The organism is Alcaligenes sp. GCM10023179 (genome assembly GCF_042653705.1).
GTDB lineage: Bacteria > Pseudomonadota > Gammaproteobacteria > Burkholderiales > Burkholderiaceae_B > Alcaligenes > Alcaligenes phenolicus.
In genome coordinates this window covers 688892-708766 of sequence record NZ_JBHSIQ010000002.1, presented here as the reverse complement: position 1 = coordinate 708766, position 19875 = coordinate 688892, and the positions used below count along the sequence as shown (strand labels likewise).

15 protein-coding genes are annotated in these 19875 nt (G+C 56.7%); 8 read left to right on the top strand and 7 right to left on the bottom strand.

The window, feature by feature from the left end; genetic code table 11:
- Positions 1–105 precede the first annotated feature (105 nt).
- Positions 106–942 (bottom strand): bifunctional allantoicase/(S)-ureidoglycine aminohydrolase, encoded by an 837-nt coding sequence (locus ACFPDR_RS12575; RefSeq protein WP_026485011.1) that lies wholly within the window; start codon positions 940–942, stop codon positions 106–108.
- A 261-nt stretch (positions 943–1203) separates the two neighbouring features.
- Here ACFPDR_RS12575 and ACFPDR_RS12570 point away from each other — a divergent pair, with 261 nt between their 5' ends.
- Positions 1204–2079 carry a LysR family transcriptional regulator gene (locus tag ACFPDR_RS12570; RefSeq protein WP_196784069.1) on the top strand — a complete coding sequence of 292 codons (876 nt, stop codon included), beginning with the start codon at positions 1204–1206 and terminating at the stop codon, positions 2077–2079.
- A 42-nt stretch (positions 2080–2121) separates the two neighbouring features.
- Here ACFPDR_RS12570 and ACFPDR_RS12565 read toward each other — a convergent pair whose 3' ends face one another.
- The 3 genes from ACFPDR_RS12565 to ACFPDR_RS12555 form a co-directional block, all read right to left on the bottom strand.
- A complete protein-coding gene (locus ACFPDR_RS12565; RefSeq protein ID WP_035271268.1) occupies positions 2122–3018 on the bottom strand; it encodes a cation diffusion facilitator family transporter in 897 nt (298 codons plus the stop codon).
- Positions 3019–3214: 196 nt separating this feature from the next.
- Positions 3215–5284, bottom strand: coding sequence for a methionine--tRNA ligase (gene metG / locus ACFPDR_RS12560; RefSeq protein ID WP_060186264.1), 2070 nt, complete (start codon positions 5282–5284; stop codon positions 3215–3217).
- Positions 5285–5502: 218 nt separating this feature from the next.
- A complete protein-coding gene (locus ACFPDR_RS12555) occupies positions 5503–5760 on the bottom strand; it encodes a hypothetical protein (protein WP_009461132.1) in 258 nt (85 codons plus the stop codon).
- 102 nt (positions 5761–5862) lie between these two features.
- Here ACFPDR_RS12555 and apbC point away from each other — a divergent pair, with 102 nt between their 5' ends.
- From apbC to gcvH, 7 genes are all read left to right on the top strand, one after another.
- The gene (apbC, locus tag ACFPDR_RS12550; protein ID WP_060186266.1) at positions 5863–6948 is read left to right on the top strand and encodes an iron-sulfur cluster carrier protein ApbC; all 1086 of its coding nucleotides are present in this window, start codon (positions 5863–5865) and stop codon (positions 6946–6948) included.
- Between the two features lie 6 nt (positions 6949–6954).
- Positions 6955–8733 carry an autotransporter assembly complex protein TamA gene (locus ACFPDR_RS12545; protein WP_060186267.1) on the top strand — a complete coding sequence of 593 codons (1779 nt, stop codon included), beginning with the start codon at positions 6955–6957 and terminating at the stop codon, positions 8731–8733.
- Positions 8733–12776 carry a translocation/assembly module TamB domain-containing protein gene (locus ACFPDR_RS12540; protein ID WP_376911192.1) on the top strand — a complete coding sequence of 1348 codons (4044 nt, stop codon included), beginning with the start codon at positions 8733–8735 and terminating at the stop codon, positions 12774–12776. Before ACFPDR_RS12545 ends, ACFPDR_RS12540 begins: the two co-directional genes overlap by 1 nt.
- A gap of 128 nt (positions 12777–12904) precedes the next feature.
- Positions 12905–13468, top strand: coding sequence for a dCTP deaminase (dcd, locus tag ACFPDR_RS12535; protein WP_009461128.1), 564 nt, complete (start codon positions 12905–12907; stop codon positions 13466–13468).
- 9 nt (positions 13469–13477) lie between these two features.
- Positions 13478–15751 (top strand): arginine/lysine/ornithine decarboxylase, encoded by a 2274-nt coding sequence (locus tag ACFPDR_RS12530; RefSeq protein ID WP_026485019.1) that lies wholly within the window; start codon positions 13478–13480, stop codon positions 15749–15751.
- A 6-nt stretch (positions 15752–15757) separates the two neighbouring features.
- Positions 15758–17035, top strand: coding sequence for an NAD(P)/FAD-dependent oxidoreductase (locus tag ACFPDR_RS12525; RefSeq protein ID WP_376911191.1), 1278 nt, complete (start codon positions 15758–15760; stop codon positions 17033–17035).
- A 39-nt stretch (positions 17036–17074) separates the two neighbouring features.
- Positions 17075–17449 carry a glycine cleavage system protein GcvH gene (gene gcvH / locus ACFPDR_RS12520; RefSeq protein ID WP_021446974.1) on the top strand — a complete coding sequence of 125 codons (375 nt, stop codon included), beginning with the start codon at positions 17075–17077 and terminating at the stop codon, positions 17447–17449.
- Positions 17450–17620: 171 nt separating this feature from the next.
- Here the strand turns inward: gcvH and ACFPDR_RS12515 are convergent, their stop codons facing one another.
- The 3 genes from ACFPDR_RS12515 to ACFPDR_RS12505 are packed head-to-tail and all read right to left on the bottom strand — an operon-like array spanning position 17621 to position 19342.
- On the bottom strand, positions 17621–18115 hold the full coding sequence (locus ACFPDR_RS12515; RefSeq protein ID WP_376911190.1) for a dihydrofolate reductase: 495 nt from the start codon (positions 18113–18115) through the stop codon (positions 17621–17623).
- Positions 18112–18912: a thymidylate synthase gene (locus tag ACFPDR_RS12510; RefSeq protein ID WP_009461123.1), complete on the bottom strand. Its 801-nt coding sequence runs from the start codon at positions 18910–18912 to the stop codon at positions 18112–18114. Before ACFPDR_RS12510 ends, ACFPDR_RS12515 begins: the two co-directional genes overlap by 4 nt.
- Before the next feature lie 7 nt (positions 18913–18919).
- Entirely contained in the window at positions 18920–19342 is a 423-nt protein-coding gene (locus ACFPDR_RS12505) for an OsmC family protein (RefSeq protein ID WP_009461122.1), read from the bottom strand.
- Positions 19343–19875: the final 533 nt, after the last annotated feature.

The following is a 19875-nucleotide window of genomic DNA, read 5'->3' as shown; positions in this document are numbered from 1 at the left end:
TGCCGTGTGGGAACCCTGCGGGCACAGGCGGCATCAGGGGGACGTGGCGTGTTTGTAATGCAAAACAGCCGCTGACGGGCAGCGGCTGTTCTGTTTCAGACCATATTAGCGAGTGCCGCCAAGTGTCAGATTGGCATGACGGTTTACGTCTTTGTACAGCAAGTAGCGGAAACGGCCTGGTCCGCCTGCGTAGCAAGCTTGCGGGCAGAAAGCGCGCAGCCACATGAAGTCACCGGCTTCCACTTCAACCCAGTCCTGATTCAGACGGTACACCGCCTTACCTTCCAGAACGTACAGACCGTGTTCCATCACGTGCGTTTCAGCGAAGGGGATCACGCCACCGGGTTCAAAGTTCACGATGTTCACGTGCATGTCGTGACGCAGGTCGGACATGTCGGTGAAACGGGTGGTGCTCCAACGGCCTTCGGTGTCGGGCATGACGCCAGGTTTCACGTCTTTTTCGTTGGTCACAAAGGCTTCAGGGGCATCCAGGCCTTCCACACGCTGGTAGCGCTTGCGAATCCAGTGGAAGTTGGCCAGCTCGCCCGTGCGGTTGTGCAAGGTCCAGTTGGTGGAAGGAGGAATAAAGGCATAGCCGCCTTCTTCCATGATGTGCTTGGTGCCTTCCAGAACCAGTTCCAGCTGGCCCTTGACGACAAAAATCACGCCTTCGGCTTCGGGGTCGGACTCAGGATTGTTGCTGCCACCCTGTGGGCCTACTTCCATGATGTATTGGGAGAAGGTCTCGGCAAAGCCGGACAGAGGACGTGCCAATACCCACAGACGGGTATTTTCCCAACCGGGCAGGTAGCTGGTCACGATGTCTTGCAGTACGCCTTTGGGCAGCACGGCATAGGCCTCGGTGAACATGGCGCGGTCCGTCAGCAACTGAGTCTGAGGAGGATGGCCACCTGGAGGGGCGTAGTAATTGACTTTGGACATGTTGATTCCCATTGAAATTCAGTAAGGAAAAATCTGTCGAACGGCACGGCGCAATCCCGGCGGCTGGCAAAAGGCACAGGCGGGATGTCGTTGTAATGCGCGGGACCAATACACCTTAACGACTGCTGGTGATATTTACAAATTAAATGTATAAATCTCTAGTATTTGTTTTTTGAATAAAAGGGCGGTGGGGTGGATTGCCCTGGCGGATTTCAGAAAGGGTTTGAGCATATGGATCATCAACTATCAAGCAGTCCCAGCCTGAATCGGCCTTTGTATGATCTGGACCTGCTGCTGGCCTTGTTGACGGTAGTCGATTGCGGCAGCTTCACGGCGGCCGCAACGCGTTTGCATTCCACGCAGTCCACGATCAGCCAGAAAGTGCGGCGCCTGGAGGAACTGGCCGGGCTGCGTCTGCTGGACCGGGCCAGCCGGGGTGTCAGCACGACTGAAGCGGGGCAGACCCTGTTGGGTTACGCCCGCCAGATGCTGGCTTTGAATCATCAGCTGTCTGAAGCCCTGTCCGGTTCTCTGGTGACTATTTCCGTGCGTCTTGGCGTGCCTGAGGACTTTACCAATGGACAGACCATGCGGGCCTTGGCGGGCTTCAACCGTCGCTTCCCGCAGGTGCGTCTGGAAGTCAGTAGCGGCTTGAGCAGCGACCTGCTGGCCGCGTACGATCAGGGTGAGCTGGATCTGGTGCTGGTCAAGCAGCGTCACAATGCCCGTGAAGCGGTGGCTTGTCTACCCGAGCAGACAGCCTGGGTGGATAGCGCGACTGATCCGGTCTTTCATCTGGACCCCATCCCCTTGGTGACCTTCCCGCGTCGGGGTGTGTATCGAGAGGAAATCATCAGTGCTGTCGAGTCCTTGGGACGTCGTTGGCGTATCAGCTTTACCAGTTCCAGCTTGAGCGGTATTCAAGGGGCGGTGGCAGACGGGATGGGGATCAGCTTGCTGCCGCGGCGTGCGGTGCGCGATGACCATATTGAATTGGGCCAAGCACAAGGTCTGCCCCGTATCGATGCTTTTGAACTGGCGATTTTGCATCGACCCCATGCCAATGAGATGGTGACGGCCTTGTCCCGTGTGCTGGTGGAGATGCTGGCGCCCGAGAGCGCCCGCCGTCCTGGATAGCCTGCTGTTGGGCTGGCGAGGCTCGTAGAGCTTAGACAGGGTTTAGCGCTTGGGTGTGACCGGATCAAAGTGTGTCATGACATCCAGCACGGGCTCTTCGGCCATTACACGGTCCCGTGCGGCCACGGCAATGGCATGACCTTGTGCGATAGTCAGGGTGCTGTCCATTTCCAGATCCACTTCTACCCAGATCATGTCCCCCAGTTTGCGGGTTCGTAGCTGGTGTATGCCTTCCACACCCGGGGTCTCGCGCAAGAGCTTGGCAATGCGCTCTTCCGTTTCCTGATCGACCGCTTTATCGGTCAGGTCGTGAAATGCGCCAATAGAAAACTTCCAGCCCATGCGCAGAATCATCAAACCCACAATACTGGCGGCCAAGGGGTCGCCCAAAGGCAGACCTGCCAGGTTGGCCATCACCCCGACGCTAACGACCAGCGAGGAGGCTGCGTCGGAGCGCGCGTGCCAAGCATTGGCAACCAGCATGGTCGAGCGCAAGCGCTTCGCGACACGTAACATGTAGCGAAACAGGAGTTCTTTACTACAGAGCGCGATGAAGGCAATGGCCAGGGCAATCGGGTGTACTGCTTCGATGCTGCTGGGGTCGCGCAAGGAAGACACAGCATTCCATAACATGCCCAGTCCTACGGCCAGCAAGAGGCCGCCAATGGCCAGGGTGGCCGCCGTTTCGTAGCGCAAATGTCCGTAAGGGTGATCTGCGTCCGGACCTCGACGGCTATGGCGGTTGGCGATCAGCACTACAAAGTCCGACAGCAGGTCGGACAGGGAGTGGATGGCGTCAGCAATCAGGGCCTGCGAATGAGCAAACAGACCCACCACAATTTGCAGCACGCTCAAACTGATATTGACGATGACACTGACCCAGGTGGAGCGCTGTGCACCAAGGTGCCGATCCAGTTCAGAAGGGGGGATGTTTTCCATGCCAAGAGGTCCTTGCATTCAAAGCAGCAGACTGTGCATCAATACAGCAGTTTCAAGATAAAGAGTGTATCGGCTTTCCTGGGTTACGGGTCGCTGAAAGGGGCTTGACAGGCTGTTTTGAGCCTGTTCTTTGGTATATGTAGACAAAAAAGCCTCGCTTTTTCGGCGAGGCTCTTTTGCGTATCAGGAATGCGTCTTAATTGATGCGCATACCGGGCTGGGCACCGGGGAATGGTTCCAGAATATAGATACCTTGATCCACGGCATCATCCGCATGGCTGGCCGCCAGAACCATGCCCTCGGATACGCCGAAACGCATCTTGCGAGGAGCCAGGTTAGCGACCAGTACCGTCAGCTTGCCGATCAGATCTTCGGGCTGGTAAGCCGACTTGATGCCGGAGAACACTTGGCGCAAGCGGCCTTCGCCAGCGTCCAGGCTCAGACGCAGCAGCTTGTCCGAGCCTTCCACGGCTTCGCAACTCACAATCTTGGCAATGCGCAGGTCCACCTTGATGAAGTCCTTGATGTCGATGGTGTCGGCAATGGCTTCACCACCGGGCAGCACGACGGGAGCGGGTGGCGGAGCCAGCAGCTCGTCCACCATGGCGCTGTCTACACGCTGCATCAGATGCTTGAAGGGAGCGATGTGATCAGGCAAGGCAGCCACGTCGTCCCAGACAAAGTCGCGGTCCAGACCAAACAGTTCGTGGGCCACGCGATGGGTCAGGGTGGGCAAGATGGCGGTCAGCATGACGGACAAGCCCTTGAAGCCAGCCAGGGTGCGCGAGCAAATATCTTGCAGCGCATCTTTCTGAGCTTGCTCGGCGGTCGCAATGCCTTTGGCCATGACCCAGGGCTGGGCGGTATCAAAAGCCTGGTTGATGATGTCGGCCTGAGCCATGATCTGGCGCACGGCACGACCATACTCGCGGCTTTCCAAGTCGGCGCGGACTTTCTCGGCGACTTCCTTGAGCTGGTTTTGCAGTTCGGAGGTGTCGCCTTGGTAAGCCAGCTTGCCATCAAAATGCTTGCTGATGAAGTTGGCGGCACGGCTGGCGATGTTCACGTACTTGCCAATCAGGTCGCTGTTGACGCGGGCAATGAAGTCGTCAGGATTGAAATCCATGTCTTCGACGTGCGAGTTCAGCTTGGCGGCCATGTAATAGCGCATCCACTCTGCATCCATGCCCAGCTCCAGGTAGCGCAGGGGCGAAATGCCGGTGCCGCGACTCTTGGACATTTTCTCGCCGCTAACTGTGATGAAACCGTGCACGTTCAAGGCGTCAGGCACTTTACGGCCGGAGAACTTCAGCATGGCAGGCCAGAACAGGGCGTGGAAGTACACGATGTCCTTGCCGATGAAGTGGACCTGCTCGGTGCTGCCTTCCGGATCCAGCAAGGCATCAAAGTCCAGACCGGCCTTGGCGCAGTAGGCTTTCAAGGAGGCCAGATAGCCAACAGGCGCATCCAGCCAGACGTAGAAATATTTGCCGGGAGCGTCCGGAATCGGGATGCCGTAGTAGGGCTCGTCGCGGGAAATGTCCCAGTCGTTCAGAGAGGCCTCTGCGCCTTCGCCTGTACCCAGCCATTCGCGGGTCTTGCCCAGCACTTCCGATTGCAGACGCGGCTTGCCCTGGGCGTTCTTGCCCGTGGTCCACTCTTGCAGGAAGGCTACGCAGCGCGGGTCGGACAAGCGGAAGAAAAAGTGTTCCGAGGTCTTTAACACCGGACGCGCATTGGTCAGGGTGGAGTAGGGTTCGATCAGTTCGGTAGGAGCGTAAACCGCGCTACAGACTTCGCAGCTGTCGCCGTACTGGTCCTTGGCGTGACACTTGGGGCACTCGCCCTTGATGTAACGATCGGGCAGGAACATGCCTTTGACCGGATCGTAGAACTGTTCGATGGTGCGGGTGTCAATAAAGCCGGCGCTTTTCAGCGTGCGGTAGATATCCTGGGCCAGTTCGACGTTGTCTGGCGAGTCCGTACGGTGCCAGTGGTCGAATTTGACGTTAAAGCCGTTCAGGTAGGTGGGGCGCTCGGCCGCGATCTTGTCTACCAACTGAGCGGGGGTAATGCCAGCGCTTTCTGCTTTGAGCATGATGGGCGCGCCATGGGCGTCGTCCGCACACACAAAATGCACAGTATGTCCCGACATTCGCATGGACCGAACCCAGATGTCGGCCTGGATATATTCCATGATGTGGCCGATGTGAAACGAGCCGTTGGCATACGGCAGGGCGGTCGTAACAAATATCGTTCGTGACATGACTTAACAAAATAAAAGAGAAAGGGAACAAGGATTCTACGGTCTATTGCACACTTGTGCTGCGCCAGACCGAGGAATGTCCACGGGCAAAGTGCTGATCGGCAATTGCGAATGATACAAATGCACACACCCTGAGCCTTTGACGACTCAGGGTGTTCGGGGGCAGTGCCTAATCAGCGTTGCTGCTCGTCAAAGGCTTGGCGAACAGTCAAGAACTGTTAAGGAATCTCGCGCATCTCGATGTCGGTGACATCACGCGAACGTGGTGTGGTCGACTGTTTGCTGGCAGCGGCAGGGCGGCGGCGCTGGTCCCAGTAGGCTTTAACGCCGAAAGGACGGCCACTAATACGCGCCACAATGTATAAAATGCCGATCGCAATAGCGGTAGAAACCATGAAGATAAACGCCATGATTGCACCGAAAATTGTCAGCAAGACAAAGAGGGCTGTGCGGATAATCTGGTTAAATGTGTTCATAGGGTTAGTATGACATCATAAGTGTAAAAAAATTCCTCTTGAACCGCTAATTTTCTGGTTTAAAGGTATGGTGATGTTTCTTTATATCAAGGTTTTGGATAAATGACAGTGAGTTCCGAGCGCGTGTTGCAAGCCCTGGCGAGTGTGACCGATCCCAACACGTTAAAGAAGTTATCGGTCGATGCGGGTCGATGCGAGCTGAGCATTGACCAGAACCAGGTTGAGCTGACTTTGCACCTGCCCTATACGGCTTATGACATTCAGGGACAGCTGCGCGAACGTATCGAGCAAGCCTTGGCAGGCGTGGGTGCCACCCTGTCCAAGCTGCATTTGAATCCCCGCATTGGCGTGCATGCTGTGCAGGAAGGGTTGCGACCCATGCCCAATATCCGCAACATTATCGCGGTGTCCTCGGGCAAGGGCGGTGTGGGTAAAAGTACAACGTCGGTGAACCTGGCTTTGGCCTTGCATATGCAAGGTGCGCGTGTTGGTTTGCTGGATGCGGATATTTATGGCCCTAGCGTGCCCACCATGCTGGGCCTGCACGAGCGCCCGCGCAGTGCAGACGGCAAGATGATGGAGCCGCTGATCGGTCACGGTCTGCAAGCCAACTCGATTGGTTTCCTGCTGGACGAAGACGCTCCCGCAATCTGGCGCGGCCCGATGGCAACCCAGGCGCTGACACAGCTGCTTACACAAACGCGTTGGGATGATCTGGACTACCTGATTATCGATATGCCTCCCGGCACTGGCGATATCGCCTTGACCTTGTCGCAAAAAGTGCCTTTGACGGGTGCAGTGATTGTGACCACCCCTCAGGATCTGGCGCTGATCGACGCCAAGCGTGGCTTGAACATGTTCCAGAAGGTGAATGTGCCTGTTCTGGGTATTGTGGAAAACATGTCGGTCCATATCTGCTCGAACTGTGGTCATGCTGACCCGGTCTTCGGTCAGCATGGTGGTCGCGATATGGCCAGCCAGTTCAACGTGCCTTGGCTGGGTGCCTTGCCGTTGGCAATGAGCATTCGGGCTCAGACCGACTCCGGTACCCCGACGGTGATTGCCAGCGCAGACAGTCCCGAGGCCCGCCTGTATCACGAGATTGCCAATCGCGTTTCGGCTAACTTGTCGCAACTTCCTCCAGACACGTCGGGGCAGCGCCCCAAGGTTGTTCCTCGTCCTCTTTGAGTACGTATGCGCAAATCCGGCTTTTGCCTGTTGTTTTCGATAGTCCTGAGCCCTGCAGTATGGGCTCAGTCTTCCGTTCCCGATGTCATTATTGATCCGGGGGGCGTGCCCCCCCAGGCGCTGAAAGAAATTCAGCGCGCGGTCAGTGCCATTACACGTTTGGCGGAAGACCAGGACTTGGGAGAGGTCTCGCGTCTGCGGCGCCGGGCTCACGATGCGACCGTCTCCGCCTTGCAGACTCAGGGTTATTTTGATTCTGTAGTCACGCTGGAGGTGGGCGAGGATTCCAGCGGTGAGTATTGGGACATCATTATTCAGCCGGGCGAAATCACGCGTGTACGAGACATTGCCCTGGACTTCAAAGGCAAGATTCAGGAGCCGGAATATCAGGTGCGTCTGGAAGGGATCAAAGCCAGCTTTCCTTTGAAAGTGGACGATCCCTTTTTGAATTCGGTCTGGTCCTCCGCCAAATCGGATCTACTGGAAAGCGTACAGCGCCAGGACTTTTACTACGCTCGTTACATAGACACGCGGGCGACCGTATTGGCCGATGAAGGCGTGGCCGACCTTTCCCTGAAAGTGGATAGCGGGCCGAGGGTTCGCATGGGGCCGCTGGAAACCACTGGCCTGAAGCGAGTTCCCCAGTCTCTGGTAGACCGCTATGTGCGCTATACCCCCGGTGATCCTTACGATCAGGACAAGCTGGACGAGTGGCAGCAATCTTTGGCTGCCACCACTTTTTTCCGGGGTGCCTTTGTCACCCTGGATGAAGAAGCCGGCAAAAAGAAAGAGCTTCCAGATGGTGATGTAGAACTGCCTGTACGTGTACGGGTTACAGAAGCGCCATCCAGGCAGTTCACCGGTTCTTTGGGTTTTGACAGCGACCACGGTGCGCGTGTTGAGGCCTTGTATCGAAAGAATATTGTGTTTGGCCTGCCGATCTGGACCGAGGCCGGTATTGGCGTGGATAAAAAACGTCAGCGGGCCTTTTATGACATTCACTTGCCGCCCACCATTAGCGGCTACAAGAACAGTTTTGGTGTCTTGTACGATCGTTCCGACATTGAAGGTTTGGACACGGAGCGGGCGGCCCTGGGCTGGAAGCTGCGCCAGGAACGACAGGCAGCGGGCAATAGCCGCGTGGAATATGAAACCGAATGGGGCTTACTGGGCGCCTGGGACAAGACCAAGATTTCCGGTCTGCCCACCCGTGAAACACCTTCTGCCATTGCAACCTGGCAATGGCTGCGTCGAGACGTAGACAAGAAGTACGATCCGCGCGAAGGCAATCTGATTGATTTCGGCGTAGGTGCCGGTGTCACGCTGGACAAGGGCGAGACCTTTTACCGCAGTAATTTGCGATTGCAGCAGTGGTGGCCAGTTGGGGAGCGGGATATTTTGTCCCTGCGGGGTGAAATCGGTAAGGTTTGGCGCATGACGGACCGCACACCGCCTGACTTCGGTTATCGCACCGGGGGCGCTCGCAGTGTCCGTGGTTACAAATATCAAAGCATTGGCCTTCGACAAGGCGATGCCGTGGTGGGTGCGCCAGCCATGGCCGTAGCCAGTGTGGAATACACGCACTTTTTCACCAGCATGTATGGCATGCGCGCTTTTGTTGACGTGGGTGATGCTGCGCCCAGCTTTGGTGATATGGATTTAGCCTGGGGCTACGGTTTGGGTGCGGTGGTGCGCACCCCTGCTGGCCCTTTCAATCTTGATCTGGCCTATGGTCAGCGAGACAAACGCGTACGTTTGAGCTTTTCTTTGGGAATCGCATTTTAATGGCTTGGGTTCGGCGCTGGTTCCGATATTTCGCTTTGTGGGGCATTCCCTTTGTGGTGATTGCCCTGCTGCTTGTTTGCGGCTTTGTGTATTGGGTGCTGGCCAGTCAGGCCGGTACAAGCTGGGCCTTGCGCACTGCTTTGCCCTATGCGCAGGGCAGCGCCCAAGGCGTGCGCGGAACCATTTGGGATGGCTTGAGTATCGACCACCTGGTGCTGGGCTTGCCGGACACCCATGTGGATATCGAGCGTTTGCGCTTGCAGGCCAACTGGAAAGAACTGTGGGAACGCCGCCTGCACGTGGTAGAGCTTAGTGCTCAGAAAGTGGATGTGGCCTTGACCTCCTCGGACGAGCCCAAGTCCGAGGAGCTCTTCACAATGCCCGAGCTGCCTATCAGTATTGCCGTGGACAAGCTGGCTTTGGGGCAGTTCTTGTTAACGCAGGATGGCACGCCCTTGCCGGTCGCGATTGCGGATTTGTCTTCGGCACTGGCGTTGGATTCCGACAGCGCGCAGCTTCGACTGTACGATTTGATGGTGGCTAATGAGTCCATCCGCGCCGGCTTTCAGGGTGAGGTGGAACTGGCGGGACTGCAAGCGCCTTACCCGGCACGAGCCGATATTCAAATCATTGCTCGCGGTTTGACGGCCGATTCGCCTATTTGTGCGAAACAGTATTTGCCTGCTTATGCAGAGCCGTCGAAATCCGGCAAACCTGCCGAGAAGGCAGTAGTCGATCGGTCCAAAAAAACAGCCACGGTTGAAACGGCCAAGACCAGTGCCAAGGCTGCAATAACACAGCAAGGTCAAGCTGAGGCCAGCGCCCCGAGTCATGCAACTCCTGCCAGCCCGCCAGTCGATCAGCCCGTAGACGCCCATGGTGTCGCCGGAGTCATCAGCTCCGAGCCCGAGGGTAGTACGGGTCTTGTCGATGAAGAACGTATCCAGGAACCAGTTGCTGTTCCTGAGCCCGAGCCTTTGCCCGATTGTGTGGTCAACGCTCAAATCACCTTGAATGGCTCTCTGGAACAAGCCACCTTGCTGCTTAACGGTCAGGGCCAGAGCTATAGCCTGGACGCCAGCGCAGAATTGAGCCCGCTGGATTCCGTGCCAGTGCGTCAGGCCAAGGTGGCGGTGAAACTGCCGGACGAGTCCTCGCTGGATGCAGACTTCGCCTGGGATGCCACGCAGGAAGGTGTGCACGTTCAGGATCATTTCAAAGGTCAGTTCCGCAGCGACAAGCTGGATCTGCATGCCTTGTTGGGCGATGTGCTGCCCGACGCTCTGATCAATACCCAAGGCCAGTTCGATGTGGTCTTGGCGGATAAAGAACAATTGCTCTCCGCGGATGTGGATGTGCAGCTTTTGCAGGGCAGTCGCTGGAACAAGCAGGCCGCTATCGGGCAGATCAAGGCAAAAGCGTCGGCTCCGGCTCAGCCGGGCCAAGCGGATTGGTGGCGTTTGCTGTCGGTTTCGGATGTGCTCACCGATATGAAGATCGGGGATAACCAGGTTCAGCTGAAAGGTGGTTTTGGCATGTCCGGCAAGGCCGAGCTGGATTTGCTGGCGAAGATTCCTCGTGCCGAACAATTGTGGCCTGGCCTGGAGTTGGGCAAGGCGTCGGCAGAAGGGCAGTTGCGTGGCGATATCGCTCATCACACCCTGCAGTTGAAGGGCCAGTACGACTTGGGCGGCAAGGCCAAGGGGCAGTTGGGCCAAGGCATGGCCGAGGCCGATCTGGCACTGGAAGGTGGCTGGCATTTTGCCGATCAGGGCAAGGCCGCGTATTGGGATGGCAAGGTAAACCGTTTGGTGGCCGACCATGCCGGTTTGATCGTGCGTTTGCAGTCGGCACTGCCTGTGCGTTTTACCGATGCTCTGCGGGCGCCGGAGCCTCCTGTTCAAGTTGCCACAGCAGAGGCCAAGGACCAATCCAAGGTTGAAGGTGATGTAGCAGGCCAGGTGGCCGCCAAGGAAGAAGGAGCGGCTCAGGCCGGTATAAATCCGGAAACGAAGGACAACCCTGATACTAAGTCTGCTGCTCCGTCTGCTTCAGCGGCAGCAGAGCAAGCGAAGGCACAGGCTGGCGTTCCCGAAAACGCAGCCGATAAAACAGCAAACGCTCCCAAGGCACCCGAGCCATTGGCTCCCTGGTCAGTGCGAGTTGGTGCCGGTACGTTGAGCACCACAGTTGATGGCGAACCCTGGATCAATCTGCGTCATCAGGAATCCACTTACCAGCCTGGACAATGGGCCAGCCGTGGTGAGTTGTTGGATCTGGTGCTGTCCGAGCCTCGCATCGCGCGCTTGCTGCGTAAAGTCGGCGTAGAAGAAAACGCTGACAAGGCCAAGGGTGGCGTCAAGATTGCCAAGAACAAGAAAACCCAGCCGCCCGAAATTGATATCAAAGCGCGCTGGGACCTGAAATTTAATGGCGCCTTGTCCGGCCAGGTGCGCGTCGACCGCGTGGCGGGGGATGTACAGGTTTTTGCTGAGCCGCCCATGTCCCTGGGGCTGGAAGATCTGAGTATCGTCATCAATGCGAAACCTACCTCGGCCACGACCAGCCGTCTGGATGCTCAGATGGATGTGCGTACCAAGGAAATGGGTTACGTCACAGCCAAGGCCCAGACTCCCCTTCACGGGCTGGCCTTGAATGAGAACGATCGCAAAACGGTCAGCATACAAGCCAATATTGATGACTTGAGCTGGACGCGCCTGTTCCTGGGCGATGCCATGGAGCTGGGCGGTCGCTTGAATGCAGACGTGAATATTGATGTGGGTGCGAAATGGGCCTGGACCAGTCGTGGCACGGTAAGGGGCCGCGAGTTGCGTTTCACACGTCTGGATGACGGCATCCGTCTAATTGACGGTCAGTTGGATGCCCGTTTCGATGGTGACATTTTCCGCCTGGAGTCCTTGACGTTCCCGGCTCGCCCACGAGTAGAGCCGCAGGAATGGCGTACCGCAACCTGGCTGAAAGAGAGCCCGGACGCCAAGGATGGCAAGCTGACTGTGTCGGGGCAGTGGAACCTGAGCACTCAGCAAGGGGCCTTTGACGTGGATATTTTCCGCTTCCCGATTCTGCAGCGCTCCGATCGTTACGCCATGATGTCCGGCAATATCAATCTGGACATGGAACTGCCGCGTATTGCCATTACCGGCAAGGTTGTTGCTGATGCGGGTTGGTTCAACCTGGACATGTTGGGTGGTATTCCCACTGTTGATAGCGATGTGGTGATTGTGCGGGCAGGCGACGAACCGGCTTCCGAGCCTTCCCAGGCTGCAACCGACATGAGCATGGAAATTGATGTGGATCTGGGGCCGCGTTTTTACCTGACGGGTTACGGCGTGAACTCCGGTCTGGTTGGCAGCCTGAGGGTCACCATGATCGGCGGCAAGTTGACCGGCATGGGTGCCTTGCGCACTCGTGGTGGGCGAATTGAGCTCTATGGTCAGAAGTTGCTGCTCAAGCGCGGAACCGTGACCTTCCAGGGTGACATTACCTCGCCTATTCTGGACATCGAAGCCTTGCGTACCGGTCAGGCAGTAGAAGCAGGTGTTAAGGTAGCCGGTACGGCTCGCAAGCCCAGAATTGATTTGGTGTCCTACCCGGAAGTCAGCGAAGTTGAAAAACTGTCCTGGCTCCTGCTGGGCCACGGGCCGGATGATTCTGGTGGTGACATGGCCTTGCTGCTCAGTGTCGGAACGTCCTTCCTGGGCGATGGCGAGCCCTTCTACCGCAAGTTCGGGATTGATGAAGTGGCCATGCGCTCGGGCGACCTGGGCAGTGCCGGTAGCATTTTGCCGGTGGAAAGTGTGGTCAAATCCCTGAACAGCGGCACCAGCAACGAAGAGCGCAAGTTTATTGCGATCACCAAGGCACTGACGGCGGATATTTCCGTTAGCCTGGAGCAGGCCATGGCCGATACCGGAACGGTGGGTCGAGCCAGCTACCGCCTGGCACGAGGCCTGACGGCTGAGGTCAGCACCGGTACGGTAAACGGTCTGGCCCTGATTTACCGCTGGTTCTCGAAGGATTGATGCGGGCTTGCCCGGCGCAAAGCGGGCAGAGAATTGTGGCGCAAATGACATATTTGCGCCGCAATTGGCTTGTGTGTGTATCTAAACGATAAAATAACCGGTTACTGATTTAAGGCGGCTAATTTCTTATGAGTATCAAAAGCGACCGTTGGATTCGGCGGGCTGCTGCCCAGGGCATGATCGAGCCTTTCGAACCAGGCCAAGTGCGCAATGTAGACGGACAACGTATCGTCAGCTACGGCACCAGCAGCTATGGCTACGATGTGCGTTGTGCCAACGAATTCAAAATTTTCACCAACATCAACTCGACCATCGTGGACCCCAAGGCTTTCGATGAGAAATCCTTTGTGGATTTTGTCGGTGATGTGTGCATTATTCCGCCCAATTCTTTCGCGCTGGCCCGCACGGTTGAGTACTTCCGTATTCCTCGCAGTGTGTTGACCATGTGTCTGGGCAAGAGCACCTATGCCCGTTGCGGCATCATCGTGAACGTGACTCCGCTGGAACCCGAGTGGGAAGGCCACGTCACCCTGGAGTTTTCCAACACCACCCCGCTGCCAGCCAAGATTTACGCCGGTGAAGGGTGTGCACAGATGTTGTTCTTTGAAAGCGATGAAGTGTGCGAAGTGTCGTACCGCGACCGCGGCGGCAAATATCAAGGTCAGCTAGGCGTTACCCTGCCTCGTACCTAGGAGTTCTGGATGAAGTTTCGTTTTCCCATCGTCATCATCGACGAAGACTACCGTTCCGAAAATACGTCGGGCCTGGGCATTCGAGCCCTGGCCTCGGCGATAGAGGCCGAAGGCGTAGAGGTTCTCGGGGTCACCAGCTATGGTGACCTTAGTTCTTTTGCGCAACAGCAAAGCCGCGCGAGCGCCTTCATTTTGTCGATTGATGATGAGGAATTCGATGTGGATTCCCCGGAGGATGTCGCCAATGCGATCAAGAACCTGCGCTCCTTTATTGGCGAGCTGCGGTTCCGCAACGAGGACATCCCCATCTATCTGTACGGCGAGACACGCACCTCGCAGCATATCCCCAACGATATTTTGCGCGAGCTGCACGGCTTCATTCACATGTTTGAGGACACGCCCGAGTTCGTGGCGCGTCACATCATCCGCGAAGCCCGCTCCTACCTGGAAAGCCTGGCGCCGCCGTTTTTCCGCGAGCTGGTCAAGTACGCTTCTGACGGCTCCTATTCATGGCACTGCCCAGGGCACTCGGGAGGCGTAGCCTTTCTGAAAAGCCCGGTTGGCCAGATGTTTCACCAGTTTTTTGGTGAAAACATGCTGCGTGCCGACGTCTGTAATGCGGTCGATGAATTGGGCCAGCTGCTGGACCACACCGGCCCGGTGGCCGAGGCCGAGCGCAATGCTGCCCGCATCTTCCATGCCGACCACTGCTTTTTCGTGACGAACGGAACGTCCACGTCCAACAAGATCGTCTGGCACGCCAATGTGGCCAATAACGACGTGGTGGTAGTGGACCGTAACTGCCACAAGTCGATCCTGCATGCCATTACCATGACGGGCGCTATCCCAGTGTTCCTGCGCCCCACGCGCAACCACCTGGGCATTATTGGTCCCATTCCACAAGACGAATTCCTGCCGGAAAACATTGCGCGCAAGATCGAGGCCAATCCCTTTGCCAGCAAGGCCAAGAACAAGAAGCCTCGTATTCTGACGCTGACGCAAAGTACTTACGATGGCGTGATCTACAACGTGGAAATGATCAAGGAGACTCTGGATTCCAAGATCCCCACGCTGCATTTTGATGAGGCCTGGTTGCCGCATGCGGCGTTCCACGATTTCTATCACGACATGCACGCCATTGGTGCGGACCGTCCGCGCACCAAAGACACCATGATCTACGCCACGCACTCCACGCATAAAATGCTGGCTGGCCTGTCGCAGGCGTCCCAGATTACGGTGCAGGATGCGGAGAACCGCCCCTTGGACCGCAACGTGTTCAATGAAGCCTACCTGATGCACACCAGCACCAGCCCGCAGTACGCGATTATTGCGTCCTGTGATGTGGCGGCGGCCATGATGGAGCCGCCCGGCGGCACCGCCCTGGTCGAGGAAAGCATTTGCGAGGCCATGGACTTTCGTCGCGCCATGCGCAAGGTGTCCAAGGAATACGGCGAGAACGACTGGTGGTTCAAGGTTTGGGGACCGGACAATCTGCCCGAAGAAGGCATAGGCGAGCGCGACGACTGGATTCTGCGCTCCGATGCGGAGTGGCACGGCTTTGGCAAGTTGTCGACCAACTTCAACATGCTGGACCCGGTCAAAGCCACGGTAGTGACTCCTGGCCTGGATATTTCCGGCACCTTTGCTGAACAGGGTATTCCTGCCGCTCTGGTCTCCAAGTATCTGGCTGAGCACGGCGTGGTAGTCGAGAAAACCGGCCTGTACTCCTTCTTTATTCTGTTCACCATTGGCATCACCAAGGGCCGCTGGAATACCTTGTTGACCGCCTTGCAGCAGTTCAAGGACGATTACGACCGCAATCAGCCCATGTGGCGCATTTTGCCGGACTTCTGCAAGACTCAGCCTACCTACGAGCGCATGGGCTTGCGTGACCTGTGTCAGCAGATTCACCAGGCTTACCGCAAGTACGATCTGGCTCGCCTGACGACCGAGGTTTACCTGAGCGACATGATTCCCGCTCTGAAACCTTCGGACGCCTATGCCAAGATGGCGCACGGCGATATCGAGCGCGTTGGCATTGACGAACTGGAAGGCCGTGTGACGGGTGTCTTGCTAACGCCTTACCCCCCAGGCATTCCTTTGCTGATTCCTGGCGAACGCTTTAACTCGCGCATTGTGGAGTACCTGCAATTTGCGCGCGAGTTCAATGCCCGCTTCCCTGGCTTTGAGACCTATGTGCATGGACTGGCGCAGGATATCGGCCCTGATGGACTGCCACGCTACTACGTAGATTGTGTGCTTGAGTCTGAAACCAACGAGTAAATCCGCGTGATCCCTTTTTTTGATGTTGCCGTCATCGGCGCAGGTGCGGCCGGTATGATGGCTGCCAGTATCGCAGGCCAGCGTGGCTTGCGAGTGGTACTGATTGATCACGCTGAAAAGCTGGCCGAGAAAATCCGTATTTCCGGTGGAGGGCGCTGCAACTTCACGAATACGGGCACCTCACCCGAGAATTTTCTGTCCAAGAACCCGCATTTTTGCCGTTCGGCCTTGGCGGGCTATACCCCTCAGGATTTTCTGGAGCTGGTGCGGGAGTACCGCATCGGCTTTCATGAAAAGCACAAAGGCCAGTTGTTCTGTGATGACTCCAGCGAGTCCATCATCCAGATGCTGCGTCAGGAGTGTTTGAAAGGGCAGGTGTCCTGGCGCATGCCCTGTTCGGTGCAGTCCATTGGCCGTACCGAGGAAGGCTTTGTGCTGCGCACCGGTCAGGGGGATTTGAATGCCTTGCAAGTGGTGATTGCCACGGGCGGCATGGCGATTCCGCAGCTGGGTTCCACGGACTATGCCTTGCGCGTGGCGCGTCACTTTGGGCTGAAAGTGATTGAGCCACACCCCGCTCTAGTCCCTTTGACCTTTGACGGTCGGGATTGGAAGCCATTTTCTGCCTTGAGCGGCATGGCTTTGGAGGTGGAGGTCAGCACAGGGCAGGGCAAGCAACGTCAGGCCTTTTTGGAAGATCTGCTGTTTACGCACCGTGGCTTGTCCGGGCCGGGTATCTTGCAGATCTCCAGCTACTGGCAGTCGGGCGAGAGCATTAGTGTGGACCTGGCTCCCGGTCAGGACATCGCGCAACAATTATTGGATCTGAAAGCGGGTAACCGTCAGCAATTGGTCACGGTCTTGTCGACCTTGTGGCCGCGCCGTCTGGTCGAGCAGTGGCTGGATACCTCGGACTTGTTGCCCAAAGGCGTGGGACAGCAACGTCTAGCTGATCTGCCGGATCGCGTGTTGCGCACGGTGGGACAGGTGATTAATGGCTGGGAGTTGAAACCTAGTGGCACCGCAGGCTATAAAAAGGCGGAAGTGATGAGCGGTGGCGTGGATACACGCGAGCTCAATCAGAAGAGCATGGAAGCGCGTAAAGTACCTGGTCTGTACTTCATCGGTGAAGCGGTCGATGTCACCGGCTGGCTGGGCGGGTATAACTTCCAATGGGCCTGGGCGTCGGCAGCAGCGTGTGCACGTGCTTTGAAGGCACAGGCAGAGCAGGGGTTAAGTATGCGAGCAGGAAGGGCAGTGGGCATGGTCTGCTGCCGTTTCTGAAATCATCGGAATTGTTGGCTGGTCAGTCAGGGAGGCGATATGCAGCTGCCAGGAGATAGAAAGTACGTGGTAAGCCACGAGTGGGCCAAAGATGAAGACGGTGTTGTGCTGGTTGGCATTACCGACTTTGCTCAAGATCAGTTGGGCGACCTGGTGTTTGTGGGTGACTTCACCCCAGGGACGCGTCTGGCTGCGGGTGCTACAGCGGGTGTGGTGGAGTCGGTGAAGGCCGCCTCCGACATTTACGCGCCTGTAGCGGGCGAGCTGGTGGAGTTCAACCAGGCCTTGTCCGATGCACCGCATCTGATCAATGAAGCTCCATTTGATACCTGGATTTTCAAGCTCAAGGCTGACAATCCGGCTGATCTGCAAGGTTTGCTGGATGGCCCTGCTTATGCAGCGGTGGCTGAGTAAGTTCAGATATTGAGTTAGCAGGAATACGCCTTGGTCTTGCCTGATTTCGGCGGACTGATCGCAAAAAAGGCCTGAATCCGTGTCATCGGATTCAGGCCTTTTATTTGGTTTCGAGCCTACGCGGTTAAGCGTGCAGTGAGACGGATAGCTTGGGCCAAGTAGCCGGTTTTCTTAACTACGGCGACGGTAGGTCACGTAGTCGTAAGTGAAACCGTTTTCCTCAGGCTGAGGCAGGCGCTCCACTTCTTGCCACTCTCCGGCGGGCAGTTCGGGAAAGAAAGTATCCCCGTCCACATCAGCCTTGATCTCGGTTGCGATCAGTTCCTGCGCCACAGGCAGGGCCAGACGGAAAAGCTGTTCGCCACCAATCACACAAGCCGTCTCAAAGCCAGGGCAAGCGGCCAGGGCGTCGTCCAGATTGCTGAACACCTGTGCACCCTCTGCCTGGTAATCCGCATTGCGGCTGATAACCAGATTTGGACGGCCAGGCAAAGGACGGCCCAGCGACTCCCAGGTCTTGCGGCCCATGATGATGGGCAAACCCATGGTTACGCGTTTGAAGTGCTGCAAATCGGAAGGCAGGCGCCAGGGCAGGTCATTGTCCTTGCCAATGCAGCGATTGGCCGCATAGGCAACGACCAGGCGAATGAAAGGAGTGGAACTCATACGGCAACCGGCGCCTTGATGTGGGGATGAGGATCGTAGTCGGTGATTTCGAAGTCTTCGTACTCGTAATCAAACAGACTGGCAGGTTTGCGCTTGATCGTCAGCTTGGGGTAGGGGCGAGGCTCGCGCGAGAGCTGTAGCTCTGCTTGCTCGAAGTGGTTGGAGTACAGGTGGCAGTCGCCGCCGGTCCAGATGAAATCGCCCACTTCCAGATCACATTGCTGCGCCATCATGTGAGTCAGCAAGGCGTAGCTGGCGATATTGAAGGGCACGCCCAGGAAAATATCGGCACTGCGCTGGTAGAGCTGGCAAGACAGCTTGCCGTCTGCCACATAAAACTGGAACAGGGCGTGGCATGGGGGCAGGGCCATCTGGCCCACATCCGCTACGTTCCAGGCCGAAACAATCAGGCGGCGTGAGTCGGGGTTTTTGCGGATCTGTTCCACCAACTGACTGATCTGGTCGATATGACGGCCATCGGGAGTGGGCCAGGAACGCCATTGCACACCATAGACCGGGCCCAGATTGCCGTCCTTATCGGCCCATTCGTCCCAGATGGATACGCCGCGCTCTTGCAGCCAGCGCACATTGGACTCACCACGCAAAAACCACAGCAACTCAATAAAGATGCTGCGGGTATGCAGTTTCTTGGTGGTGATCAGCGGGAAACCCTGCGACAGATCGAAGCGCATTTGGTGACCAAATACCGAGTTCGTGCCGGTGCCGGTGCGGTCCCCTTTGGGAGTGCCTTGGGTGTAGACCAGGCGCAGCAGGTCTTCGTAGGGATACAGGGACATGGTGGCCTCAGGCTTGCTGAATGTCGACGGAATAGGTGATCTCGGCTGTTTTGCCCAGCATGGCCGAAGCGGAGCAGTACTTGTCGTGCGACAGTTGTACGGCACGCTCAACCGCGGCCTGGGGCAGATCCTTGCCAGTGACCACAAAAGTGAAGTGAATCTTGGTAAAGACTTTGGGGTCGGTGTCGGCGCGTTCGGCGGTCAGCTTGACCTGGCAGCCGGTAATGGCGTGCCGACCACGCTTGAGGATCAGCACCACGTCGTAGGCTGCGCAGCCACCGGCGCCGGTCAGCAGCATTTCCATGGGGCGTGGAGCCAGGTTATTGCCGCCACCTTCGGGTGCACCGTCCATGGCCGTCACATGACCACTGCCTGTACGGGCAACGAACAACATTCCGTCTTTGCCGCCCCAGTCGATTGTGCATTCCATATGAATTCCTTTGTTTGCAGTGCGAGCCAAGACTCGTCAGTAGATTGATAGCGGTGATTGTACTTTTTGATGAGGGCTGTGTCGCGCCTGGATGGAAACCAGGTTTAGCGTGATTTGACGCGGATTTTTGCAGCTTTATTGCTAATTGAAATGTGAAGCCCGGATGTGAGCCTTGTTACTTCTCAGGGCATCTGATGGTGGCGGATGTGGCACCCGTATAAGAAATTCCATATGGACAAATCAGAGCAGAACCATGCTCTTTGTAAGATTTAGACTGGTTTTGTTATTTGTCCTAGGATAAAATGCTGTGCGGTACACGGCATTTTGAAACAGATATGTCACAGGGGTTTACCCTCGCCTATAATGGCTGTCGCCCGTATACCAAAAAATGTCGTGCTCGTATTTGTTCTGTCTCAATAAACCTTGCTTTCAATGGGGGCTTTATTCGGACGTCACAAGCGGGTGTTTTAACATGACGGCTCTCGCGACCTAGGCAGTCGCAGATTTTTTGCGTCCATGCTCTTTTGATCTGC